The sequence below is a fragment of the Streptomyces sp. NPDC041968 genome, from assembly GCF_055589025.1.
On sequence record NZ_JBVJCB010000016.1, the window covers coordinates 84,748 to 107,529 of the forward strand.

Consider the following 22,782-nt stretch of genomic DNA (forward strand, 5'->3'; position numbering starts at 1 on the left):
CCGAGGAGGGTCCTCATGGACCGCGACGACATGATCCTGATCAGCGTCGACGACCACATCATCGAGCCGCCCGACATCTTCGCCAATCACCTGCCGGCCCGCTACAAGAAGGACGCCCCGCGCCTGGTCCACCGAGACGACGGCACCGACGTCTGGCAGTTCCGGGACAACTCCGTCGGCAATGTCGCGCTCAACGCGGTCGCCGGGCGTCCCAAGGAGGAGTACGGCATGGAGCCGCAGGGCCTGGCCGAGATCAGGCCAGGCTGCTACGACGTCGACGAGCGGGTCGCCGACATGAACGCCGGCGGCGTCCTGGCCCAGATGAACTTCCCCTCCTTCCCCGGCTTCTCCGCCCGGATGTTCGCCACCGAGGACTCCGACTTCTCCCTCGCCCTGGTGCGCGCCTACAACGACTGGCACATCGACGAGTGGTGCGGCGCCCACCCCGGACGGTTCATCCCCATGGCGCTGCCGGCGATCTGGGACGCCGAGCTGTGCGCCCAGGAGATCCGGAGGGTCGCGGAGAAGGGCTGCCACGCGCTGACCTTCCCGGAGAACCCGGTCCCGCTCGGCTACCCGAGTTTCCACACGGAGTACTGGGACCCGGTGTGGCGTGCGCTGACCGACTGCGGCACGGTGATGAACCTTCACATCGGCTCCTCCGGGCGCCTCGCCATCACCGCCCCCGACGCCCCGCCGGACGTCATGATCACCCTCCAGCCGATCAACCTGGTCCAGGCGGCGGCCGACCTGATCTGGTCCCGCGTCCTGAAGGAGTACCCGGGCGTCAGGATCGCGCTGTCCGAGGGTGGCACCGGCTGGATCCCGTACTTCCTGGATCGGATCGACCGCACCTTCGAGATGCATGCCACCTGGACCCTCCAGGACTTCGGCGGCAAGCTGCCGTCGGAGGTGTTCCGCGAGCACTTCCTGACCTGCTTCATCTCCGACCCCGTCGGCGTGAAGCTCCGGCACGACATCGGCGTCGACAACATCTGCTGGGAGGCGGACTACCCGCACAGCGACTCCATGTGGCCCAACGCCCCGGAAGAGCTGCACGAGGTGCTCACGGCGAACAACGTGCCGGACGACGAGATCAACAAGATGACCCACGAGAACGCGATGCGCTGGTACTCCTTCGACCCGTTCGCGCACGTGCCGCGCGAGCAGGCCACGGTGGGTGCGCTGCGCAAGGCCGCCGAGGGACACGACGTGTCCGTCCAGCCCCGCAGCAAGCAGGCGGCCGTCGCTCCGCTGGAGAAGCTGGCCAACTACCGCAGGAAGGCGGAGGCGGCCCTGGCGGCGGCGCGGGACTGAGTTCCGAGCCGAACGGACCGGTCCGGACCCGCGAGGGCGCCGGGCCGGTTTCGCGTGGGCTCATGGCGGCGGGCCGTGCCGGCCCGGCGGCACATGGGGAAGTCAGACCACCTTCTGCGGACGGGGCCACGGCATCCCGTGCAGCCGCTCGATGTCGGAGTTGAACCGCTGGAGGTAGTCGGCGAACGCCGCGATGTCCTCCTCCGGCCAGTCGGCCATGATGCGGTCCAGGCTGGCGACGACGCCCGTGCGTTCCTCGTCGAGGCGCCGTTCGCCCTCCTCGGTGATGCGGAACTTGCGGGCCATGCCCCCGTCGGGGTCGGGGATACGCTCGACAAGGCCCGCGCGCATCGCTGCGGCGGTCTGCCGGTTGAGCGTGGAGACGTCCAGTCCGAAGGCGTCACCGAGCTGCCCGATCGACATCGGGCCCTCCACACGGATGCGGCTGAGCAGAATGTACGCGCTGCGGTCCAGGACACCGCCGGTACGGCGGCCCTTGCCCTTGTGCAGATGCATGTACCGGCCCAGCAGCATCTGCTCGAACTCGACCCGGTCCGTGGCCCCGCCTGCCGTGTCCACTGCCGTCTCCCTCCGTGCCGCGACTCCCGAGAGTTCGCTTCCCGTCCATCATATGCATCGCACATGAAATGTGGTGGATACACAGCATGTGTATGATGCATATCGGCGCCCGACGCGAGGTGCCTCCGTTGACGTTTCCCAGAGGAGCTCCACCATGGACGGCCCTCAGCCGACCACCCGCTCGAACGGCGTCGTCGCCACACTCGCCCTGGCGGGCACCGTCGCCGCGATCATGCAGACCCTGGTGACCCCGCTGATCGCGGATCTGCCCCGGATGCTGGACACGACGCCCTCCAACGCGGCGTGGGTGATCACGGTCACGCTCCTCGTCGCGGGCGTGTGCGTCCCGGTCTCCGGGCGCCTCGGTGACCTGGTGGGCAAGCGGCGCATGCTGCTGGTCTGCGCCGTGCCCCTGGTCATCGGCTCGGTGGTCTGCGCGCTCTCCTCGTCCGTCCTGCCGATGATCATCGGACGTGGTCTGCAGGGCATGGGCATGGGCATGGTGCCGCTGGGAATCGCCCTCCTGCGTGACGTCGTCCCGCAGGAGAAGCTGAGCGGATCCATCGCCCTGGTCAGCGCCTCCATGGGCATCGGCGGTGCCCTCGGCCTGCCCATCGCCGCCGCCGTCGCCCAGTACGCCAACTGGCGCGTCCTGTTCTGGGGCTCGGCCGGGCTCGCCCTGCTGATCGGCGCGCTGATCTACGTCGTCATCCCGGACGTGCCCGCCGCCGCCAAGGGCCAGCGCTTCGACGCCCCCGGAGCCATCGGTCTCGCCATCGGCCTGGTCTCCCTGCTCCTGGCCATCTCCAAGGGCGGCGACTGGGGCTGGACCTCGGGCACCACGCTGGGCCTGTTCGTCCTGGCGGTCGTGGCCCTGCTCGTCTGGGGCTTCTACGAGCTGCGCACCCGCGACCCGCTCGTCGACCTGCGCACCACCGCCCGCCCGCGCGTGCTGCTCACCAACGGCGCCTCCATCCTCATCGGTGTCGGGATGTACGCCTTCATGCTGATCGCGCCGCAGCTGCTCCAGTTCCCCGAGGCCACCGGCTACGGTCTGGGCGAGTCGATGCTGGCGACCGGCCTGTGGATGGCGCCCGGCGGCGTGATGATGATGATCGTCTCCCCGCTCGGCGGGAAGCTGATCAACGCGCGCGGTCCGAAGGTCGCCCTGATCCTCGGAGCGTTGGTGATGGCCGCCGGCTACGGGCTCGCGCTCGTGCTCATGGGATCCGCCTGGGGCCTGATGATCGTCGGCATCGTCATCAACAGCGGCGTCGGCCTCGCCTACGGCGCGATGCCCGCCCTGATCATGAGTGCCGTCCCGGTCTCCGAGACGGCGGCGGCCAACGGCTTCAACACCCTCATGCGCTCGCTCGGCACGACGATCGGCTCGGCGGTGATCGGTGTCGTCCTGGCGCAGATGACCATCACCATGGGCGGCCACACGCTCGCCTCCGAGGACGGCTTCCGCACGGGTCTGATGATCGGCTGCGGCGTGGCGCTCGTGTCGGCCGCCGTCGCGGTCATGATCCCCGCCATCCGCGGCGAGGGGAACCGTGCCGGTGAGGAGCCGGCCTCCGCGGAGCAGGCTCCGGCCCGCGTCTGAACCGTTACAGGGCCCGGTGCGCAGCGTCCGGCTGCGCCCACCGGACCCTGACGTGTACGGGGGTCACTCGAGACGCGGTGACAGGCCGGCGACGAGGACGGCGTTGGTGACGGCCGCGGCCTGGCGGAGCGGTATCGCCTCCTGGTAACCGGCCGACTCGTACCAGGCTCGTGCCGCCTCCACCGAGTCGAACTCGACGATGACCGTCCTGTCGCCGTGCCACTCGCCCTCCAGGACCTGGGGGCGGGGGTCTACGGCCCGGACACGGGCGCCGGCCCCGGTCATCGACGCTGCGGAGGCCTTGCCGTAGGCGGCCATGCCCTCCTCGTCCCTGATGGCCTCGGTCATGATGACGTACGCCTTGGGCATCGGATCTCCTTCGCCGCGCGGGTCGTCAACCCGTCGTCGTGATGGCGCGCTCGGGGCACAGGGCGGCGGCCCTGCGCACGGACTGCTCGTGCTCGGTGGGGACCTCGGTCAGCAGCACCATGGAGTACCCGTCGTCGCTCAGGTCGAAGACCTCGGGACAGATGCCACAGCACACCCCGTGCCCGCGGCAGCGGTCGTCGTCGACCGTGACTTTCATCGCGCCTCGCTCCCGGTGCTGTCGGCGGCCCTGACGGTGTCGAACTCGAGGTGCAGTTCGGTCAGCCCGCGCAGGATGAACGTCGGGACGTAGCTGTAGCGGCGGTTGCCTGCCGGCCCGTGCGCCCGCTCGGAGATCCTGATGTCCGTCGTGCGGTCCAGCAGGCATTTGATCGCCACTCGCGCCTCGGCCCGGGCCAGCGGGGCGCCCGGACAGCTGTGGATGCCGCGACCGAAGGCGATGTGCCGCCGGGCGTTGGCCCGTTCGAGGTCGAAGACCCCGGGATCGGTGAACTGGCGCGGATCGCGGTTCGCGGCGCTGTTGACGAGCATCACCGTGGTGCCGGCCGGGAGATCGACTCCGCCCACCGTCGTGGCTGTCCGCGCCAGTCGGAAGTCGCCCTTGACCGGGCTTTCCGTGCGCAGTGACTCCTCGATGAACGCGGGGACGCGACGGCGTTCGGTCCGCAGCAGCCGTTGCAACTCGGGACGCTCGGCGAGGGTCCGCAGCGCCGAGCCGAGCAGGCGGACGGTCGTCTCCTGGCCGGCCGCGAACAGGTTGGCGGCGACACGGACGACGTCGGCGACCTCGGGGATCGAGCCGTCGGGGAAGGTTGCGGTGGCCAGCCCCGTCAGGACGTCCTCGCGTGGCTCGCGGCGGCGCTGCTCGATGTACGTGGTGAACCGCCCGTAGAGGAAATCCAAGGGCGACTGCTCCAGGGCCTCTTCGCCGGTGCTGCCGATACCGGCCCCGTGCGCCTCCGGGCCCTGGAGCCTGGCCCGGAACTCCGCGCGATCCTCCTCGGGCACACCGAGCAGGTCGGCGATGACCAGCATGGTGAAGGGGCCCGCGAAGCCGCGGACGAGGTCCCCCTCACCCTGGGCCAGGTAGTCGTCCAGGACTCCGTCGGCGATGCGCCACATGGCGGCCTCGTTCTCCTTGAGGCGCTTGGGCGTGATCAGGCGCATCAGCAGGGCGCGATGCGCGGTGTGCACGGGCGGGTCGAGGGTGGGCAACTGGTCGCTCATGGGCAGCTCGTCGCGATGCCGTGCGATCAGCTCACTGACGTCGTCCCCTTCCAGGGGGACCGGGAACCCGGGGAACGGGCCGGTGACCGACGTGCACGACGAGAACGTCTCGTGGTCGTTGTAGATCTGCACCGCCTCTTCATAGCCGGTCACCATGATCACGTCGTGGTGTGGTTCGCGTTGTAGTGGACACCGCGCCCGCAGGTGCTCGAAGTAGGGGTAGGGGTCCGCGACGAGCGCGTCGTCCCGGAAGAAGTCGATCGCGTCATGGTCCGTCATGGAGTGAGAACGCCTCCTTCGTCTGGCCCCGGTCAACCGGAACGATAGCCCGCATCTCTGTGACGGAGAAGAGAGTTACCGCCGGAACCATCCTCAGAGTCGATACAGCGTTCTTGACTGTTGCGAAGAAAAGAGAATACCGTTCTCGCAGCAAGAGACTGCAGTTACCGAGCGAGTTGTACGAGCGGCGTCGTCAACTGGAGGACCCGACCCCATGGCGCATTTCAAGAAGCCCGAAGAGGGTAGTTGGACCAAGCATCTCAAGGTCGACACCGAGCCGGTCTCCTACGCCGACTCGACCTCGCCCGAGCACTACGAACTGGAGCGGGAGGCGATCTTCAAGCGCACCTGGCTCAACGTCGGGCGCGTCGAGCAGCTCCCGCGCAAGGGCAGCTACTTCACCAAGGAGCTGGACGCCGCTCGGACCTCCGTCATCGTGGTGCGCGGCACCGACGGCGAGGTACGCGCCTTCCACAACGTGTGCCGGCACCGCGGCAACAAGCTCGTCTGGAACGACTTCCCCCGCGAGGAGACCAGCGGCGTCTGCCGCCAGTTCACGTGCAAGTACCACGCCTGGCGCTACGACCTGGACGGCAAGCTCGCCTTCGTCCAGCAGGAGGGCGAGTTCTTCGATCTGGATAAGTCGGACTACGGTCTCAAGCGGGTCCGGGCCGAGGTGTGGGAAGGGTTCATCTTCGTCAACCTCGACACCGAGAACACCACGCCACTTCGGGAGTACCTGGGCGAGCTGGCCAAGGGCATCGAGGGGTACCCGTTCCACAAGCTGACCCAGGTGCACAAGTACCGCGCCGAGATCGGCAGCAACTGGAAGCTCTTCATCGACGCGTTCGCCGAGTTCTACCACGCGCCGATCCTTCACTCCGGCCAGTACACGCCCGACCAGGCCCGCCGGATCGCCAAGTACGGATACGAAGGGCTCCACTACGACATCGACGGCCCGCACAGCATGGTGTCGTCCTGGGGCGGCATCGCCCCGCCGCACGACCGCGAGATGGTCAAGCCCATCGAGGCGGCGCTGCGCAGTGGTCTGTTCGGCCCGTGGGACGCGCCGGACATCGGAATGACCACCGAGGAACTGCCGCCGGCCATCAACCCCACACGTGACCCGCGCTGGGGCATGGACTCCTTCGTCTTCTTCCCCAACTTCATGCTCCTGGTCTGGCGGCCGAACTGGGTGCTCACGTACCACTACTGGCCGACGTCGTACAACACGCACATCTTCGAGGGGACGTGCTACTTCGTCCCGCCCAAGAATGCCTTCGAGCGACTGCAGCAGGAGCTGGCCGCCGTGTCGTTCAAGGAGTACGGCCTCCAGGACGGCAACACGCTGGAAGCGACCCAGACCATGCTCGAGTCGGGCACGGTCGACCGTTTCCCGCTGAACGACCAGGAAGTACTCCTGCGGCACCTCCACCGCTCCGCCGAGGAGCATGTCCGCGAGTACCAGCGCCGTACGTCCGGCGCCCCGGCAGTGTCCTGACCCCGAGGAGGGCCCCACCATGGCCAGTGCATTCCCCGAGGGCTTCGAAGCCCTGGACCCGTTCGTCGACTGGGCGATCCCGACGGAGAAGGCCCGCTACGCCAAGCGGATCTCCAGCACGATGGACGAGCTCGACGCGTTCTACGACGTCGCCTTCCCTCTCCTGAAGTCCGGCACCGCCTACCTGGAGAAGACTCCGATGGAGGGCATCTCCGAGCCCGACAAGCGCCTGCTGTGGCTGTTCTGCTCGCTGGTGACCGTCGCCTTCTCCGTCGAAGCGTGGCGCCAGCCCCGGGTGCCCGACTCGGGCGCCTCCAGCATCGACGCGATCCTCGAGCCGACGGTTTGACCGGGCTCTGCACGGCGGCGCCGAGACCCGCCCGTAGGCTCACTTAGCGGGCCGCTGGCGTCCTTGCCCTCTACACATACCTGTACGCCAGGCGCTGCTGGGCGCTTCCCCGGGGTGCGCGGAGGCCGCGGCCTTCGGCGAGGACCTATGCGGCCATCGCGCCGGGGAAGTGGCGGTTCCCGTCCCCTTGGAGCGGCGCAGGTCTGGAGCTCGTACCTGAGCGTGTCACTTGCCCCAGTGCAGAATTCTATTCTTGGCACCTGCCATCAGTCTTCTCGCGGTGTTTGTGGATCCGTATGCTCACGGCCGAGCGGCCTCTGGTGCGCTCCAGGGGAACAATCAGCCATGTGCCGGGGCCGGGGATGGGCCCGGTGGCGTACGTCAATGACATGAACGTGACATCGCCGGCGTGTCACTCACGCCGCGTTCGGCCAGCACCAATCAGCCCTACCCACCGTGTCCCGATGGTCCTCATGGCTTCCCGGAAGTGAGGTTGTGTCCAGATGCGGACAACCAGAAGGTGCCCCATCAGGCGGGGGCTGGGAGCGGCAGCGATCGCCGCACTCCTCGTCACTGCGTCGATTCAGCCCGTCGCGGCGCAGGCCGATGAGCCGCACGCGTCTTCCTCCTCGGCGAAGGTATCTGTCGATTTCGGCTCGCGGCAGGGCGAACTGCCGCGTCCGGAGCGGCTGAACAACTTCGGCAACGTCACGGCATGGCCTAAGCAACGTGCCGACGACGTGAAGTTCCTGAACAAGCAGGGGCTGCACGGCGACGTCTACCGCGTGTGGGTCAGCAGTCCCAATGCCTCCGCCGCGGACAACGTCTTCAACCAGTGCGACCTCAAGACCCGGACCTGCGACTTCTCCAGGCTAGACGCCTATCTCACCGAGGCGAGTACGGTGTCCGACTCGCTGCTGATCAACCTGAACCCGACGGACTTCGTCGAGGGCAAGCGGCCGATGCAGGACCTGGAGCCGATGCTCAGACTGATCCTGCAGAGGATCAAGGAGAAGTACCCCCGCGTCAAGTACGTCGAGGCGTTCAACGAGCCGGACTGGCAGTTCCACGGAAAGCAGCGCCAGCAGGGACGCCCGGCGGACCAAACGACGTTGCAACCCGGCGATCTGTACCGCTTCTACGAGCCGTACTACGAGGCCGTCCATCAGGTCAACAGGCACCTCCGGCGTGCGGACCGGCTCCAGCTCGGCGGACCGGCGCTGATGTACATGGACCCGAAATGGATGAAGCCCTTCCTCGACGACTTCGCAGCCGACAAGGACCCGCGCAAGCGTCTGGACTTCCTCTCGTATCACGCCTACCTCGCGTGGGACGACAACTACCAGGTTCCGACGATGTACAACGGTGACCTGAGAGTGGTGGCGTCGCAGCGGGAGACCCTACGCGGATGGCTGGAGGAGCGCCGCATCCGCCGGGACATCCCGAGCTATGTCACCGAGACGGGTATCTATCCCGGTCCGGCCTACGACGACACCGATCCCAGCAAGGACTACATTCGGCAGGCGGCCGGCATGGCCACTTACGGCTACCTGTTCGCGAACCAGCCAGACACCTACATGTTCAACTGGTGTGTTCGGCACCGCGTCGAGGAACGCAAGGACCAGTTGGTGACTCGCACGCCGTACGGACCGGCCGCCAACACCTTCACGCCGTATGGGAACATGCTGCTGATGCAGTCGAGGATGAAGGACACCCGGGTGCCCGCCGTCTCGAAGGACAGCCTCGAAGGGGACAACGGCGTCTACGCGCTGGCGTCGGAGGACCGGACCGGCGCGTCCCTCATGGTCTGGAACTGGCAGCACGTGAACGACCGGAGTTACCGGGCCACCATCGACATGTCCCGGATGCCGTCGGACCTCAGGCACGGTCCGGTCCGCCGGCTCATGTACCGGATCGACCAGACGACGAGCAACTACTTCGCCGATCCGGCCAAGGGAGAGCTTCAGATGGTCGACAAGAGGATCATCAGGCCCGGCAGGACCCACACTGAGATCGTCGACTTGCCACCCAACGCGATCTATCTGATCGTCTTGGAGCGCGTGTAGACAAAGCGGCGGGCGGGGCGGGCCGCTCAGCGTGGTGGAGGCGGGCCTATGCGCCGAGTTTGGCGGCGAGGCATTCGGGGTGCCCATGGTGGCCCGGTCGGCTTCGGCGAAGGCTCTCAGCATAGAACTGCCCCCACCACCGTCGTCGGCGTTGAGCCGGTGGTAGAGGAGGGCCCCGGGGACGACGGCCCCACACCCTCCGAGGGGGTAAGCCTCGGGGACCCAGTCCAGGGGCTGGCTCGTCTCCCCGTTCGCGGGCGCCCGGGACGAACGCGAGCCCGGCCTGGGACACCGCCAGGGCATGTGTGACGCGCAGCCGGGCGACGGTGCGGTCGGACACTGCCCGCGATGGTCGCCAGCTACGCAGTCCGGGCCATGCGGAGGCGATCTGCGTCCCGTACTGGTGAGGAACCAGCAGCGCATGCGACTGGCCTGGGCAGCGTCACCCGGTCCACCACCCCCTCCTCGCCGAGTCTGGCCAGGCGCCCCCCGTGTCGGCTCGGTCTGCATCTGGGGTGATCAGCAGATGCGTCTCTTGCGTCGTCGCCTTCCGTCACTGCGGCAGTACGGCCAGCGCGAAGCGGTCCCCACCGCCTACGGCCTCGTGCCTGAAAGCTCCATCAGGCGCGCGGTGGACTTCTGCGCTCCGCCCTTGCCGCGCCAGGTCGTCCTGGCCTGAACCAACCCCGGTGCCGCGGCCGGTGGAATTCGGCCCCCTCAGGCTTCTTCACCCCAGTGGTCATCCTCAGGTAGGAGAACGACGTCGTCGTTCTGCACGAGGATGGCCCGCGCCTGCTGCGTAGCCACGAGGACCAGGTCACTGCACTGACACGATGCCCCGGCAGCACATGGAAGGAGAGCCTTGGTACCTACCTGAGAACAGACTTTGGAGAGACCCTTCTCGTGGCTACCTTCCTGTACAGACTGGGCCGCACCGCCTTCCGGCGGCGCTGGCTGGTGACCTTGCTCTGGGCGGTGATCCTCGGCGGTGTCGGTCTCGGCGCCGTCAAGGCCCCGGCCGCGGGCGATGACGGCGCCTCGTTCATGCCCGGCATCGAGGCCCAGAAGGCGTTCGACCTGATCGGGGAGCGATTCCCCGGCTCGGATGCCAAGGGTGCCGACGCTCGTATCGTGTTCATCGCCCCCGATGGGGAGAAGGTGACAGCTGAGGACAAGCGCGCCGCCATCGATGAGCTGGTGTCCACGGCGGCCGAGGGCTCTCAGGTGGACAGCGCCGTCGATCCCTTCAAGGCCGGCGCGGTCAGCAAGGACGCCTCGACCGCGTACGCCACGGTCAATTACAAGGTCAAGTCCGGCGACCTGACCGACACCAGCAAGGACAGCCTCGAGAAGGCCATCGAGCAGGCTCGCGGCTCGGGGCTCACTGTGGAGGTGGGCGGCACGGCTCTTGCCTCGCAGCCGGCCGCGGGAGGCTCTGCCGAGGCGATCGGTATCGCTCTGGCCGCCGTCGTCCTGTTGATCACCTTCGGCTCCCTGGCCGCGGCCGGGCTGCCGCTGCTCACCGCCGTCATCGGCGTCGGTGTCAGCATGTGCGCGATCCTTGCTCTCGGTAGCACCCTTGGCCTGTCCATGACCACCGGCACGCTCGCCTCTATGCTCGGGCTCGCGGTCGGTATCGACTACGCCCTCTTCGTCGTCTCCCGTTACCGCGAGGAGCGCGCGAACGGGCACGATCCGAGGGAAGCGGCGGGCCTCGCGGTCGGCACGGCCGGTTCTGCCGTGGTCTTCGCCGGCCTGACCGTGATCATCGCGCTCGCCGGCCTGTCCGTGGTCGGCGTGCCAATGCTGACCAAGATGGGCCTGTGCGCCGCCGGAGCGGTCGCCATCGGCGTCCTGGTCGCCCTGACCCTTGTACCCGCCCTCCTCGGGATGTGGCCGAACGCCGTCCTTTCCCGGAAGGTCCGCAAGACAGGGAAGCGGGGCGGCGGCACCGGATCCCCTTCCGGGTCCGCTGTCAACGGCGGCACCCGTTGGGCTCGCTTTGTGATGAGGCGGCCCGTGGCGGTCCTTGTGCTGGGTGTGGCCGGGCTGGGAGTCCTGGCACTGCCCGCCGCTCAGCTGGAGATGGGCATGCCCGGCGCCGAGGCGAAGCCCACGTCGACGACGGAGCGACGTGCCTACGACGCGCTGGCCGACGGCTTCGGTGCGGGCTTCAACGGACCGCTGACCATCGTCGCCGACGTCAGGGGAGCCACCGACCCACAGAAGGCCGCAACCGCGATGGCCGAGCAGATCAAGGGCACCGACGGCGTCGTGTCCGTCTCGCCCCCGCGGTTCAACGAGGCCGGGGACACCGCCCTCTTCTCCGCTGTGCCCGCCACCGGACCGAACGAGGAGGCCACGAAGGACATCGTCCAGACCATCCGGGCGGAGCGTCCCGGTCTGGAGGGGGACACCGGTGCGACCTTCGAGGTCACCGGCAGCACCGCGATGGACATCGACGTCGCCCAGGCCCTGCAGGACGCTCTCGTGCCCTACCTGGCCGTCATCGTGCTGCTGTCCCTGCTGCTGCTCCTGGTGATCTTCCGGTCCATACTCGTGCCCGTCAAGGCGGCTCTCGGGTTCCTGTTGTCGGTACTCGCCTCGCTCGGCTCGGTCGTCGCGGTCTTCCAGTGGGGCTGGGGTGCCGAACTGCTGGGCGTGGAGCAGACCGGCCCGATCATGAGCCTCATGCCGATCTTCCTGGTGGGCATCGTGTTCGGCCTGGCCATGGACTACGAGGTCTTCCTTGTCGCCCGCATGCGCGAGGCGTACGTCCACGGTGAGCGCCCCGGCCAGGCGGTGGTGAGCGGTTTCCGGCACAGCGCCCGGGTCGTCGTCGCCGCGGCCGCGATCATGATGGGGGTCTTCTCCGGCTTCATCGGATCCGGAGAGTCCATGATCAAGACGATCGGGTTCGGGCTCGCCGTCGCGGTCCTCTTCGACGCCTTCGTCGTCCGCATGGCCCTGGTGCCCGCCGTACTCGCCCTGCTGGGCGACAAGGCATGGTGGCTGCCCGGGTGGCTCGACAAGGCGCTCCCCCGAGTCGACGTCGAGGGCACCGGACTCACCTCACAGGCTCAGGCGTCGGCCCCGACGGGCCCTGAGGCTCACCCGCGGGAGTCGGCCCGCACGTTCTGAGACGAATCAGGCGCAGACGCGCCGCGGTGCCGTGCATCGGTGCCGCGGCGCGTCTGTCACCCTGAACCGGCTGGTCTCACCTCGGAGTATGACGATGAGTGCACGATGGGAAAGCCGCGCCGCTGACCGTCCCTACACGGTTCAAGTGGTGACTACGGGCTTGCTGCTCGCCTTCACCGTGAGTGGTGTCTTCCTCACCCGGGCGGTCGCGGCCGAGGGGCCGCTCGTCCTCTGGCCCGGCCTTGTGCTGTCCGTCCTGGCCTGCGCGACTTTGCTGCGCCGCCGCAGCCACCCGCTTCTCGTACTTCTGGTGACCACGGTATGCATCATGACCGAGGGGTTCCTGGGGTATCTCATGACGCCGCTACTCATGGGGCCGATGCTGCTCGCGCAGTACACCGTGAGTCTGCGTCCTGATCGTAGGACCACCTGGTACACCGCCCTGGCAGCCGCCGCCGGAATCGCGCTCACCGGCTTCATCACCACAGACTCTCCGCACGAGTGGATCATCGGCTTGGTCAATCCGGCGGCCTGGGTCCTGATGGTCGCGTCCTTCGGCAGCTACGTACGCGTGCGCCGCGAGTACGCCGTCGCCCGCGCCGACCATGCTGCGCAGGAGCGCGACGAGGAGGCGCGCCGGCGGGTAATCCAGGAGCGCATGCGCATCGCACGCGAACTGCACGACGTGGTCGCCCACCACCTCGCTCTGGCCAACGCCCAGGCCGGCACCGCCGCCCATCTGGCCCGGTCTCGTCCCGACCAGGCCATCGCCATGATCGAGAAGCTGCCGGAAGTGACCGCCTCGGCTCTCCGTGAACTCAAGGCCACCGTCGGCCTGTTGCGCCAGGAAACCGACTCGCAGGAGCTGGCTCCCGCACCGGGCCTGGATCAGCTGCCGCGGCTCGTCGAGACCTGCGCGTCAGCGGGTCTGGACGTCTCCGTCAGCACCGAGGGCCAGCCACAAGCACTTACGCCTGGCCTGGACCTCACGGCCTACCGGATCGTCCAGGAAGCACTGACCAATGTCACCAAGCACGCCGCCACACCCTCCGCGCGGGTGCGGCTGGACTACACCGCTCACTATTTGACACTCACCATCACCAATGAAGCCGGCTCACCTCCCTCGGCTGCTGCCACCTCCCGTGGCTTCGGACTGCTCGGCATGCGCGAACGTGCCTTGTCGGCAGGCGGAACGTTCCACGCCGGCCCGCGGCCCGGAGGCGGTTTCGAAGTCGCCTGCGCGCTTCCCCTTCCCAGCTCCGAGGAGAGCACCTCATGACCATCCGCGTTCTGCTCGCCGACGACCAGGCGCTGCTCCGCGCCACCTTCCGCATCCTTATCGACTCCGACCCGGACATGACGGTCGTAGCAGAGGCAACTGACGGGCAGCAGGCCGTACAACTGACCCTCGAACACCACCCCGACGTCGTCCTCATGGACATCCGCATGCCCGGCACCGACGGACTGGCCGCCACGGCCGACATCTGTGCCCGGACCGAACTGTCGAGCACCCGGGTCCTGATCCTCACCACGTTCGAGAACGACGAGAATGTCGCCGTCGCCCTGCGGTCCGGGGCGAGCGGCTTCCTCGGCAAGGATGTCGGCCCCGACGTCCTGCTGGCGGGCATCCGCACGGTGGCGGCGGGAGACTCCCTGCTTTCCCCCACGGCCACCCGGGCATTGATCACCCGCTTCCTGGCCTCCCCGGCCGACCGGGTGCCCCTCACCGCGCCAGAACGTCTCACCCTGCTCACCGAGCGTGAACGTGAGGTCATGGCGCTGGCCGCGCTGGGCAAGTCGAACCACGAGATCGCCGACCAGCTGGTCCTCAGCCATCTGACGGTACGCACCCATATCTCCCGCGCGATGACCAAGCTCAACGCACGCGACCGGGCTCAACTGGTCGTGATCGCCTACCAGAGCGGCCTTGTCCGACCGAGCCTCGGCGGTTGACCGCCCCTCGCACGTTGTTGCCCACTCGCCCCGATGACACGGCCGTGCCGCGCTACGTGGGCCGGACTGTCCCGCTCGCCAGGGCGTCGGCCGCCGCGTTCGCGGGGGTGCTGGTGCCAGCAGTGGGCGGGTATCCGTGGACGGGGCGCACGTGTACTGCCGGGTGGGGTGCGCGCAACGTTCTGGCCGTCACCCTCGTTCGCCCCTTCGCCCCGTAGTGATAGTCGACGTGGACGTCGCCCGCGACGGGGTCGACCGCTGGCGCCACCCGGTGCGTCTGCCATGCCCTCCCCTCGACCCGGCCCTGGACGAGGCGCCGTTGTTCGGTCCGTGACCCAGATTCCTTTGTGCAGATGCCGCATATCCGTCTCGTCCCACCTGTGCAACCGACAGCGCAGCGCTGCGGTCGGCCGCACTGTGCAGGACGTCGGCAGTGACTTGTCGGAGCTGCACAGTCATGGTCGGGTGCGCAGGCCGTGGAGGGGGCGGCGCAATGGCCCGATAGGGCGGTCCCAAGGCGTTGGGGGGTGTGGCCTGGCCCGGCGGATTCGGGCAACCGGCTCCTTTCACATCTCCGCGTCAGTGTGTGCGTCGTGTGGAGGTGCACTGGCGTCGGTGTGAGGGGGAGAGCCTGGTGGAAAGCAAAGGCTTCGTGCGTCTGGCGGGGCGCAGAGCCGCTCTGTTGCGGACTGGCAGGTCTGGCGGCTGCGGCGGCCTGCTCGGGCAAAGGATCCACCGGTTCCCGGACGCTGGTCGCGTTCCTAGAGGGTAGGTGGGAGTTCAAGGACGGGAGTGGTAGGGGCTGGGTCGACGTATTCGACGATGGAACGTATCTGGTGTTCGGAGGGGATGGCTCCGAGTAGTCAGAACAGGGCACGTGGGAGTTCGTCAAGGGCGGTGGCCTCTCCTACACGGCGGAAGAGCGAGTTCCGTACATCGTCCGTGACATGCCGGAGAGGCCGAGGATGCCCTCGACGGCTCCTACACCGTGGTGTGGGTGGACTGATCGACAACGGTGGGCAGGGATCGGGCCATCCGCGGTTGCAGGTCACCGGCACCAAGGACGAGGCCGTGCTCGCATTCGCCCAGAACGGTGAGGAAGAGCCGCGAGTCATTACCTGCACCCGGGCACCGGGTGACGAGGCTCCTTGAGGTGTGGGGCCGCACGTGTTCGTCTGCCGAGACCAGGTCTGTGGTGTGTCGGAGTTTCGTGGACGTTGGAGCGGTCGGCGTTGACGGCGTAGAGGCGCTCCTTGGCGGAGACGGAGGTATCGATGGGGTCACCGATGACGGTCCAGGTCTTCTTCTTGGACCGTTCTCTTCCTGGAGTTCCCGCTGATGGTGTCGGTGGCGTACGGCGTCGTGGGGCTGGTGAAGACCCGCTCGGTGTATTTGCGCAGCACGGTCCGGACGCTGGCTTTGCCGGTGTACTCCTGCGCTTGCCTATCGGCGGTGATGCGATAGAGGTGGCTGGAGGTTGAGACCACGATGCTGGCTCCACCGCCTCGGGGCTGTGCTACCTCGGGCTTGGTCGATGCGGGTGTGGACGATGCCGGGGCAGGTGATGACCGCGGCGTGTGCCGGACTTCCACTGGAGCCATCGGGCCGGTGTGCAGGGACATCGGTCCCGCAGGTGCCGCGCTCTGCTGGACTTGCCCGCGGGGTCGCGGTCTCGGGCTGGTGGTTCGAGTTCTGGAGCCGGCTGGCGATGATGAGGGCGGAGACCAGGGCCGCGAGGGCCGCCCACTGCGCAGGCGCCGGGAGTGGATCGTTCGAGGCCGACGGGTTGCCCGCGAACAAGCCCATTTCTTCGCCGCTGCTGTTCGTAGGCTCCGGAGTTGAAGCCGGAGCCGGTGCTCATGCCTGGTCTCGATCGGCGCCGGGGCTGTCCTGCACGGACCGCGATGGTGGCGCGGCACTCGGTGCTGGTGCGGTGGCAGGGGAGGGGTCGCTGACCATGGCGGCAGCTTGAGGCGGCGTGCCTCCTGGAGTGTGGCGCTTCTGGTGCGGGCGCGATGCGGCGCCTTGCGGGAGTACCCTCTTCGCGTGACACGACCTCTGTCTGACGAACAGCTCTCCGGCAATCAGGGACGTAAGGTCGCCGCTCGCAACCGGGCCGCTCTCATCGCTGCCGCCCGGGAAATCTACGCGGAGCACGGTCTGGACGCACCGTTGTCCGCGATCGCGCGCCGTGCCGGCGTTGGTCAGGGTGTGCTGTACCGGCACTTCCCCGACCGGGCCGCCATAGGTACCGCGGTGTTGGAAGAGAACGTCAGGCAGATCGAGCAGGTCGCGGCGGCGGACGCCTCGGACATCGCGAGAATTCTGGGTGTGCTCACCTGGCATATAACCGGGTCGGCGGCCTTCCTGGGCATTCTCCACGTGCATGGTGCGGCCAGCCGCTCTGGTGCCCTCGCGTATGCCGCCGCGCTGTCGATGCGTGTCGAACAGGCTGTGCGGGCACGCCTGCCGGGCGGTCACCGGCTCGCTGCCCGTCCTGATGACCTGATGATCGCTGTCGCCATGGTGTCCGGGGCTGCCACCGGCCCCACCCGCGAGCACCGGGAACGCCGGGCACGGGCGGCCTGGCGGTTGCTCGGTGTCGAGGTGGGGCCGGTGCGGCCTTACGAAGAGTGACCGGGGTCAGCCGCCGTTGGACTGCCGTACTCCCTCCGCGAGCGCGTCGAAGGTGTACAGGTAGCCTCCGTCCGGCCCGCTGACGGTCATGTAGGCCCGGGTCGCGCCGGGCGTGATCGCCACGTTGGTCGCCGATTCCAGCCCGTCGGTGGCACGGGCCGGGAGCTCCACGGTCGCCAGGCGTTCGCCGTTCTTGCTGTAGACCGCCATTGCGGGCCGGCCATGCAGTCCCTGGTAGAGGTTGCCGTCGGCGTCCACGGCGATGGAGTCGGTCTGCGCGATGCCGCCGTCGACCCGGATCGCGGTGTGCTGGGAGGCCACGGTCCCCTCCTCGTCCAGGAGAAGGTAGGAGATGCGGTTCTGCGTCAGCTCGCTGAACCACAGTCCTCGGTAGTCCGCGTCGAAGGAGATGCCGTTCGGTGCGGCGAGGCCGTCCGCCAGGACGGTGGCGTCCTTCCCCGAGCGGTCGATGCGCACCACGCGTCCCTTCGCCTCGCCCTCGGACATGCCGCGCGAGTCACTGACGTACAGGTTGCCCTCCCGGTCGAAGGCGAGGTCGTCGGGGTTCATCGGCGCGCCGTCGATCTCGCCGGAGAAGAAGGTCCGCGGATCGCCGCCGTCCGGGGCGAGGCTGACGATGTCGCCGCTGGAGAAGTCGGTCAGGTAGATCCGTCCGTCGTACGGGCTGAACTGGGCCGACGTGTAGTTTCCCCGGTCGTCGGTGTGGAACTGCTCGGACGTCTTCTTCCGGACATTCACGCGCAGCACCTTCGGCTCGCCGGTCGGGGCGGTGACGTCGACGACGAGCAGTTTGCCGTCCTTGTCGAAGACCGGCCCCTCCAGCAGCGTCATCCCGGTCTGCTCGTGCGGCTGCGTCAGCCGCATGACCTGCTGCGCGCGGAGGGTCCGGTCCCCTCCGTAGGTGCCCGGGCCCGCCGGGGCGCCGGCCGTCTGCGTACCGCATCCGGTGAGGGCCAGCACAGCGAGCCCGGCGAGCGGGCGGGTCGGGAGTCGTCGCATGCGAATCACTCTTCCTGTCCGAAAGTATGCGGAAGCAACCTGGAGGCCATCCGGACAACACTGTCCGGTTCTTGTTACCGTAGTGCATGGCTGCTCAAGTCCCGTGCCCTGGATTCCAGTTCATGGACGAGGTGGCTTCATGGCAGCGAACCGGAAGGAACGAGGTCCCCCCACATGGCAGACTCACAGGAGCTGACTCCCGAGGTACTCGCCGAACTCAGGGAGCGGTACCGGGCCGAGCGGGAGCGGCGTGTGCGCCCCGACGGCACCCGGCAGTACCTCGGTGCCGACGCCGAGTTCGGCTACTACGCCGCCGACCCCTACGCGGACGAGCCGGCCGAGCGCGAACCGGTACGGGATCGGGTGGACGTCGCGGTCGTCGGCGGCGGCTTCGGCGGCATCCTCGCGGGGGCACGGTTGCGGCAGCGGGGCATCGGCAGCGTCCGCGTCATCGAGAAGGGCGGGGACTTCGGCGGCACCTGGTACTGGAACCGCTACCCGGGCATCCACTGCGACATCGAGTCACACGTGTACCTGCCGCTGCTCGACGAGACCGGTTACGTGCCGGAGTGGAAGTACGCGCCCGGTGAGGAGATCCGTCGGCACGCGGTGCGGATCGCGGAGAAGTTCGACCTCTACGCGGACGCCCTGTTCTCCACGGCGGTCACGTCACTGACCTGGGACGACACGTCCGAGGCGTGGATCGTCACGACGGACCGGGGTGACAGGTTCCGGGCGACGTATGTCGTCACGGCCACCGGCACCCTCACCGAGCTGAAGCTGCCCGGCATCCCCGGCATCGAGAAGTTCGAGGGCCACACCTTCCACACGTCACGCTGGGACTACGCCTACACCGGCGGCACTCCGGACGGCGGTTTGACCGGCCTCGCGGACAAGCGCGTGGGCGTCGTCGGCACCGGCGCTACCGGCATCCAGGTAGTCCCGAAGCTCGCCGAGGACGCTCAGCACCTCTACGTCTTCCAGCGCACCCCCTCCACGGTGGACGTGCGCGCCAACCGACGCACCACCGCCCAGGACGTCGGCGCCGACCACCACGGCTGGGCGACCGAACGCCGCGACAACTTCCTGCGCATCGTCTCGGGCGAGAGCACCGAGGAGGACCTCGTCGCGGACCGGTGGACCCGGTCGGCCGGTCTCCTGGAGAAGCTCCTGCCGAGCTTCCGTCGGCCTGGCGACCGGGCAGCCTTCGAAGCGGCCTACGAGGTCGCGGACGCCGCCAAGATGAACGAGGTCCGTGCCCGTGTCGAGGAGATCGTCACCGATCCGGAGACCGCGGACAGGCTCAAGCCCTGGTACCGGTACGCGTGCAAGCGTCCCACCTTCTCCGACCTGTACCTCCAGGCGTTCAACCGGGACAACGTCACCCTCGTCGACACCGCCGACACCCACGGCATCGAGCGGATGACCGAGCACGGCGTCGTGGTCGGCGACATCGAGTACGAACTGGACTGCCTGATCTTCGCCACCGGCTTCTCCGTCGGCGTCTCCGGCATCCAGTCGGGCCGGCTGCCCGTGCACGGCCGGGACGGCACCCTGTTGCAGGACGCGTGGGCCGCGCGAGGACCGCGCACGCTGCACGGCTTCACCAGCAACGGCTTCCCGAACCTGCTCCAGCTGGGCGGTGTGCAGAGTGCGGCAAGCGTCAACTTCACGCACGTGCTGGACGAGCACGCCGTCCACGTCGCGGCACTCGTCGCGGCCGCCGAGGCGGAGGGAGCCCTCATCGAACCCTCCCGCGAGGCCGAGGACGCCTGGATCACCACCCTGGCCGAGGACGCCCCCGACCACGAGTGGTTCCACGCAGAGTGCACCCCCGGCTACTACAATGGCGAGGGACGCGGCCGGCCGAACGGCCCCACCGCCTACCCCCATGGAGCCTTCGCCTTCCACGCGCTCCTGAAGCAGTGGCGTGCACAGTCCATGGGCGAAGTGCTGCAGACCAGGAGAACTGCTCGGCTGTAGGGAAGGTCTCCGACGCACCGTCCGTCTAGGTGCGCCGCTCACCGGGCTGCCGGTGAGCGGCACGGGGCGACGCCGAAGTCAAGGAACAGGATCGCTGCGGCCAGCTCCTCCGGTTGTGACACGCGGTCGAGGGTGGCGAACCGGTCCACCGCCGCCGTCAGCGGGCTGCACCACGGCACCGAGGTGACCCCAGCCACCCCAGTGACCCGACAAGCGATGTGGGGGCGGAACCAGCACCCACACGGATATGAACTTGTCCCGGTCCTTGCGCCGGCGGCCGGGCGCCTGACGCGGATCTCGGTTCCGGCGATGATGCCGGTCTTCCCGCTGGTTCCGAGGTGGTCGACGACCTCGGCCAGTGTCCGCAGCCGCGCACCCGGGCTGATGACGCACCCTCGCTCGGCGAGCAGGGGCCGCACCTCGCCGATGGCACGGGTGATGGTGGACCGGTCCACACCGAACCAGCAGGCCAGCACGTCATGAGTGACGGCATGGCGCAGATGCACGAGCGTGGCCAGGAGACGGTGGACGAACACCAGCCGGTGCTTCGCACCTGCGCCCACTGCCCGCTTCCGCGACCTGGAAGCGAGCTTGGCCTGGTGCCGTGCGTGCCACAACGGCCCCACCTCAGCAACCAGTTCAGCGATCACGTCAGCCGACCGCCCGTGATCCTCCGGTCGCTGACGATCACTGCACGAGACCCGTTCCCCACCACACGACCGTGATCGACGATCAGGAGCCGTGGGGAAGCATCATGCCGATCACAAACCAGCAGGTAGCGGGACACGCGTTCCTGCGGCCGATGTACGACGACTCGTATTTCCCTGATCGTGTGGTTGATCAGGGGAAGGCGATCCTGCTGCGGCTGTGCGAGCGCGTTGAGGCCGATCAGCCGTCGGATCTGGCGGACCTCTACGCGCTCACCCAGGCTGCGACGGAGGAGATCAACCTGCTGGACAGGGAGTTCGTGGCGGCCGGGAGCGGGATCGAGACGGTGGCGCGGGAGTGGATCTGTGACGAGTTTTGCTTTGTCGCGTCGACATACGGGTTCATGGACGCGGATGCGGAGAAGCTGACCTCCGGCCGGGACTGGTGAACGACGGCGGGAAGACCGCCTCCTATGCAATTGTCCCAGCCCCACATGGCCCTGCTCGCCCTGCTCGGCGCCGCTGAAGCCGACCCGCTCCAGGCGGCCCTGGATGCGGTATACGCGGCCGTGGCCACCTACGGTGAGGACTACCGAACCTTCTTGGAAGATCCGGTCCGCGTGTCAGCGGCGGATGTGAGCCAACACCGGCCGCGGCTCCGCGTCACCGCCTTCACGACCCTGGGGCAGTCCCCGCCTGGCCAGGAGCCGAGGATGCCCGGCATGGCCGCGGGGGAGAAGTCTCGCGGCGTGCGGGCTGCGCCCACCGAAGCCGAGGACAGGTGCGGTGCAGACCGTGGCCGGTTTTCCGAACTCACCGGGAGTCGGCTGCGGACGTCCGCCGCTGCGTGACGTCCGCCGGGCGGCTTCAGGCGGTGGCCTGTTCCGCCGCGGCCCGCCCACGCACCACGCGCCGTCCGCGCGCCAGCACGGTGGCTCCCGGGTTGCCCACGTTCCAGGCCGCGCCCTTGCAGATGAGCTCCTTGTAGCGCGCCGCCATCCGGCCTGTCAGGACCCGCTCCACCGAGGTGTCGTCGGCGGTCACGAACTGGATCAGGCCGTCACCACGCCCCAGCGAGATGCACTGGTTGAAGTAGCGCAGCGGCACCTTGGGCTGCTTGCGACCGGTCAGCTCCGACACGATCGCGTCCGCGGCCTGCCAGGCCATCGGGGTGCCGGTGGCGCAGGACATCCGCAGCGGCTTGTCGTTAGCGCCCATCGCGTAGCCCGCGTCGCCGACCGCGTACACGTCAGGGTGCGAGACCGAGCGCATCATCGCGTCGACCACGATCTGGCCGCCCTCGGTGACCTGAAGACCGCTGGCCTCAGCGATCGGGTGGGTGGCGAAGCCGGTGGTCCACACGGTCACGTCGGCCGCGATCGCCTCACCGTCCGCGGTCTTCACCTGGTCCGCCTCGACGCCGGCGACGACGGTGTGCTCGTACGCGGTGACGCCGAGCCGGCCGAAGACCTTGCGCAGGTGCGCGGCGCCCTTGCGGCTCAGCCAGTCACCCAGCTCACCGCGGGCGGCGAGGGCGACGTCGAGGTCGGGGCGGGTCTCGGCGATCTCGGTCACGGCCTCGACGCCGGTGAGCCCGCCGCCGACGACCAGGACCTTCCGGCCGGGCGCGAGCGACGCGAGCCGCGCCCGCAGCCGCAGCGCACCGGTCCGGCTCGCCACCTCGTGGGCGTGCTCGACGGCGCCCTGCACGCCGTGGTCGTTCCAGCGGCTGCCGAGCGCGTAGACGAGCGTGTCGTACCCGAGCTCCTCCTCGCCCGCCGTACCGGTCACGGTCACGGCCTTGCGGTCCACGTCCACTCGGGTCACCTTCGCGATCTTCAGTTCCACGCCGGAGCCGGCGAAGATCGCGTCGAAGGGGCGGTGCTTGAGGTCCTGGCCGACGGCCAGCTGGTGGTTGCGGACTCGCTCGACGAAGTCCGGCTGGTCGTTGACGAGGGTGAGAGCGACATCCTCGCGGTGCAGCCGCTTGACGAGGCGGCCTGCTGCGGCCGCTCCGGCGTAGCCGGCGCCGAGGACGACGATGCGGTGCTTGCGGATACCGGTCATATTCCTGCCCCTGTCTGTCAGTC

General features: G+C 68.5%; 20 protein-coding genes. 12 read left to right on the forward strand and 8 right to left on the reverse strand.

The features are described from left to right. Positions 1 to 15 precede the first annotated feature (15 nt). Positions 16 to 1,317 (forward strand): amidohydrolase family protein, encoded by a 1,302-nt coding sequence (locus ACZ6EG_RS31105; RefSeq protein ID WP_469609632.1) that lies wholly within the window; start codon positions 16 to 18, stop codon positions 1,315 to 1,317. Between the two features lie 102 nt (positions 1,318 to 1,419). Here the strand turns inward: ACZ6EG_RS31105 and ACZ6EG_RS31110 are convergent, their stop codons facing one another. After that, the gene (locus ACZ6EG_RS31110; protein WP_469609756.1) at positions 1,420 to 1,851 is read right to left on the reverse strand and encodes a MarR family winged helix-turn-helix transcriptional regulator; all 432 of its coding nucleotides are present in this window, start codon (positions 1,849 to 1,851) and stop codon (positions 1,420 to 1,422) included. 199 nt (positions 1,852 to 2,050) lie between these two features. On the opposite strand from ACZ6EG_RS31110, the gene ACZ6EG_RS31115 reads away from it, so the two are divergent. Next, positions 2,051 to 3,502, forward strand: a complete 1,452-nt coding sequence (locus tag ACZ6EG_RS31115) for an MFS transporter (RefSeq protein ID WP_469609636.1) — start codon at positions 2,051 to 2,053, stop codon at positions 3,500 to 3,502. 63 nt (positions 3,503 to 3,565) lie between these two features. Here the strand turns inward: ACZ6EG_RS31115 and ACZ6EG_RS31120 are convergent, their stop codons facing one another. From ACZ6EG_RS31120 to ACZ6EG_RS31130, 3 genes are read right to left on the reverse strand one after another with little or no spacing between them, the layout of a single operon-like run. Next, positions 3,566 to 3,871, reverse strand: a complete 306-nt coding sequence (locus tag ACZ6EG_RS31120; protein WP_469609638.1) for a DUF1330 domain-containing protein — start codon at positions 3,869 to 3,871, stop codon at positions 3,566 to 3,568. A 25-nt stretch (positions 3,872 to 3,896) separates the two neighbouring features. Beyond that, entirely contained in the window at positions 3,897 to 4,088 is a 192-nt protein-coding gene (locus ACZ6EG_RS31125; protein ID WP_191887590.1) for a ferredoxin, read from the reverse strand. After that, positions 4,085 to 5,395, reverse strand: coding sequence for a cytochrome P450 (locus ACZ6EG_RS31130; protein WP_469609641.1), 1,311 nt, complete (start codon positions 5,393 to 5,395; stop codon positions 4,085 to 4,087). Before ACZ6EG_RS31130 ends, ACZ6EG_RS31125 begins: the two co-directional genes overlap by 4 nt. A 214-nt stretch (positions 5,396 to 5,609) precedes the next feature. Between ACZ6EG_RS31130 and ACZ6EG_RS31135 the strand changes: the two genes are divergently transcribed. From ACZ6EG_RS31135 to ACZ6EG_RS31160, 6 genes are all read left to right on the forward strand, one after another. Further along, positions 5,610 to 6,896: an aromatic ring-hydroxylating oxygenase subunit alpha gene (locus tag ACZ6EG_RS31135; protein ID WP_469609644.1), complete on the forward strand. Its 1,287-nt coding sequence runs from the start codon at positions 5,610 to 5,612 to the stop codon at positions 6,894 to 6,896. A 19-nt stretch (positions 6,897 to 6,915) separates the two neighbouring features. After that, a complete protein-coding gene (locus ACZ6EG_RS31140; RefSeq protein WP_426598067.1) occupies positions 6,916 to 7,245 on the forward strand; it encodes a hypothetical protein in 330 nt (109 codons plus the stop codon). 503 nt (positions 7,246 to 7,748) lie between these two features. Beyond that, positions 7,749 to 9,311 (forward strand): hypothetical protein, encoded by a 1,563-nt coding sequence (locus ACZ6EG_RS31145; protein WP_469609648.1) that lies wholly within the window; start codon positions 7,749 to 7,751, stop codon positions 9,309 to 9,311. 903 nt (positions 9,312 to 10,214) lie between these two features. Continuing rightward, positions 10,215 to 12,452, forward strand: a complete 2,238-nt coding sequence (locus tag ACZ6EG_RS31150; protein WP_469609651.1) for an MMPL family transporter — start codon at positions 10,215 to 10,217, stop codon at positions 12,450 to 12,452. Positions 12,453 to 12,546: 94 nt separating this feature from the next. Beyond that, positions 12,547 to 13,731, forward strand: coding sequence for a sensor histidine kinase (locus ACZ6EG_RS31155; protein ID WP_469609759.1), 1,185 nt, complete (start codon positions 12,547 to 12,549; stop codon positions 13,729 to 13,731). After that, the gene (locus tag ACZ6EG_RS31160) at positions 13,728 to 14,405 is read left to right on the forward strand and encodes a response regulator transcription factor (protein ID WP_359977235.1); all 678 of its coding nucleotides are present in this window, start codon (positions 13,728 to 13,730) and stop codon (positions 14,403 to 14,405) included. Before ACZ6EG_RS31155 ends, ACZ6EG_RS31160 begins: the two co-directional genes overlap by 4 nt. A 1,280-nt stretch (positions 14,406 to 15,685) precedes the next feature. Here ACZ6EG_RS31160 and ACZ6EG_RS31165 read toward each other — a convergent pair. Further along, positions 15,686 to 15,892 carry a hypothetical protein gene (locus tag ACZ6EG_RS31165; RefSeq protein WP_391971432.1) on the reverse strand — a complete coding sequence of 69 codons (207 nt, stop codon included), beginning with the start codon at positions 15,890 to 15,892 and terminating at the stop codon, positions 15,686 to 15,688. Positions 15,893 to 16,451: 559 nt separating this feature from the next. On the opposite strand from ACZ6EG_RS31165, the gene ACZ6EG_RS31170 reads away from it, so the two are divergent. Next, a complete protein-coding gene (locus tag ACZ6EG_RS31170) occupies positions 16,452 to 17,042 on the forward strand; it encodes a TetR/AcrR family transcriptional regulator (RefSeq protein ID WP_391971431.1) in 591 nt (196 codons plus the stop codon). Positions 17,043 to 17,048: 6 nt separating this feature from the next. Here ACZ6EG_RS31170 and ACZ6EG_RS31175 read toward each other — a convergent pair whose 3' ends face one another. Continuing rightward, entirely contained in the window at positions 17,049 to 18,062 is a 1,014-nt protein-coding gene (locus ACZ6EG_RS31175) for an SMP-30/gluconolactonase/LRE family protein (RefSeq protein WP_391971430.1), read from the reverse strand. A gap of 174 nt (positions 18,063 to 18,236) precedes the next feature. Here ACZ6EG_RS31175 and ACZ6EG_RS31180 point away from each other — a divergent pair, with 174 nt between their 5' ends. Next, positions 18,237 to 20,045 carry a flavin-containing monooxygenase gene (locus ACZ6EG_RS31180; RefSeq protein WP_391971429.1) on the forward strand — a complete coding sequence of 603 codons (1,809 nt, stop codon included), beginning with the start codon at positions 18,237 to 18,239 and terminating at the stop codon, positions 20,043 to 20,045. 38 nt (positions 20,046 to 20,083) lie between these two features. Here the strand turns inward: ACZ6EG_RS31180 and ACZ6EG_RS31185 are convergent, their stop codons facing one another. After that, a complete protein-coding gene (locus tag ACZ6EG_RS31185; protein ID WP_469609658.1) occupies positions 20,084 to 20,608 on the reverse strand; it encodes a helix-turn-helix domain-containing protein in 525 nt (174 codons plus the stop codon). A 191-nt stretch (positions 20,609 to 20,799) separates the two neighbouring features. On the opposite strand from ACZ6EG_RS31185, the gene ACZ6EG_RS31190 reads away from it, so the two are divergent. Next, positions 20,800 to 21,141, forward strand: coding sequence for a DUF5713 family protein (locus ACZ6EG_RS31190; RefSeq protein ID WP_469609762.1), 342 nt, complete (start codon positions 20,800 to 20,802; stop codon positions 21,139 to 21,141). 45 nt (positions 21,142 to 21,186) lie between these two features. After that, a complete protein-coding gene (locus ACZ6EG_RS31195) occupies positions 21,187 to 21,543 on the forward strand; it encodes a hypothetical protein (protein ID WP_469609661.1) in 357 nt (118 codons plus the stop codon). Positions 21,544 to 21,559: 16 nt separating this feature from the next. Here the strand turns inward: ACZ6EG_RS31195 and ACZ6EG_RS31200 are convergent, their stop codons facing one another. Continuing rightward, positions 21,560 to 22,759, reverse strand: a complete 1,200-nt coding sequence (locus tag ACZ6EG_RS31200; RefSeq protein WP_469609665.1) for an NAD(P)/FAD-dependent oxidoreductase — start codon at positions 22,757 to 22,759, stop codon at positions 21,560 to 21,562. Between the last annotated feature and the right edge of the window lie 23 nt (positions 22,760 to 22,782).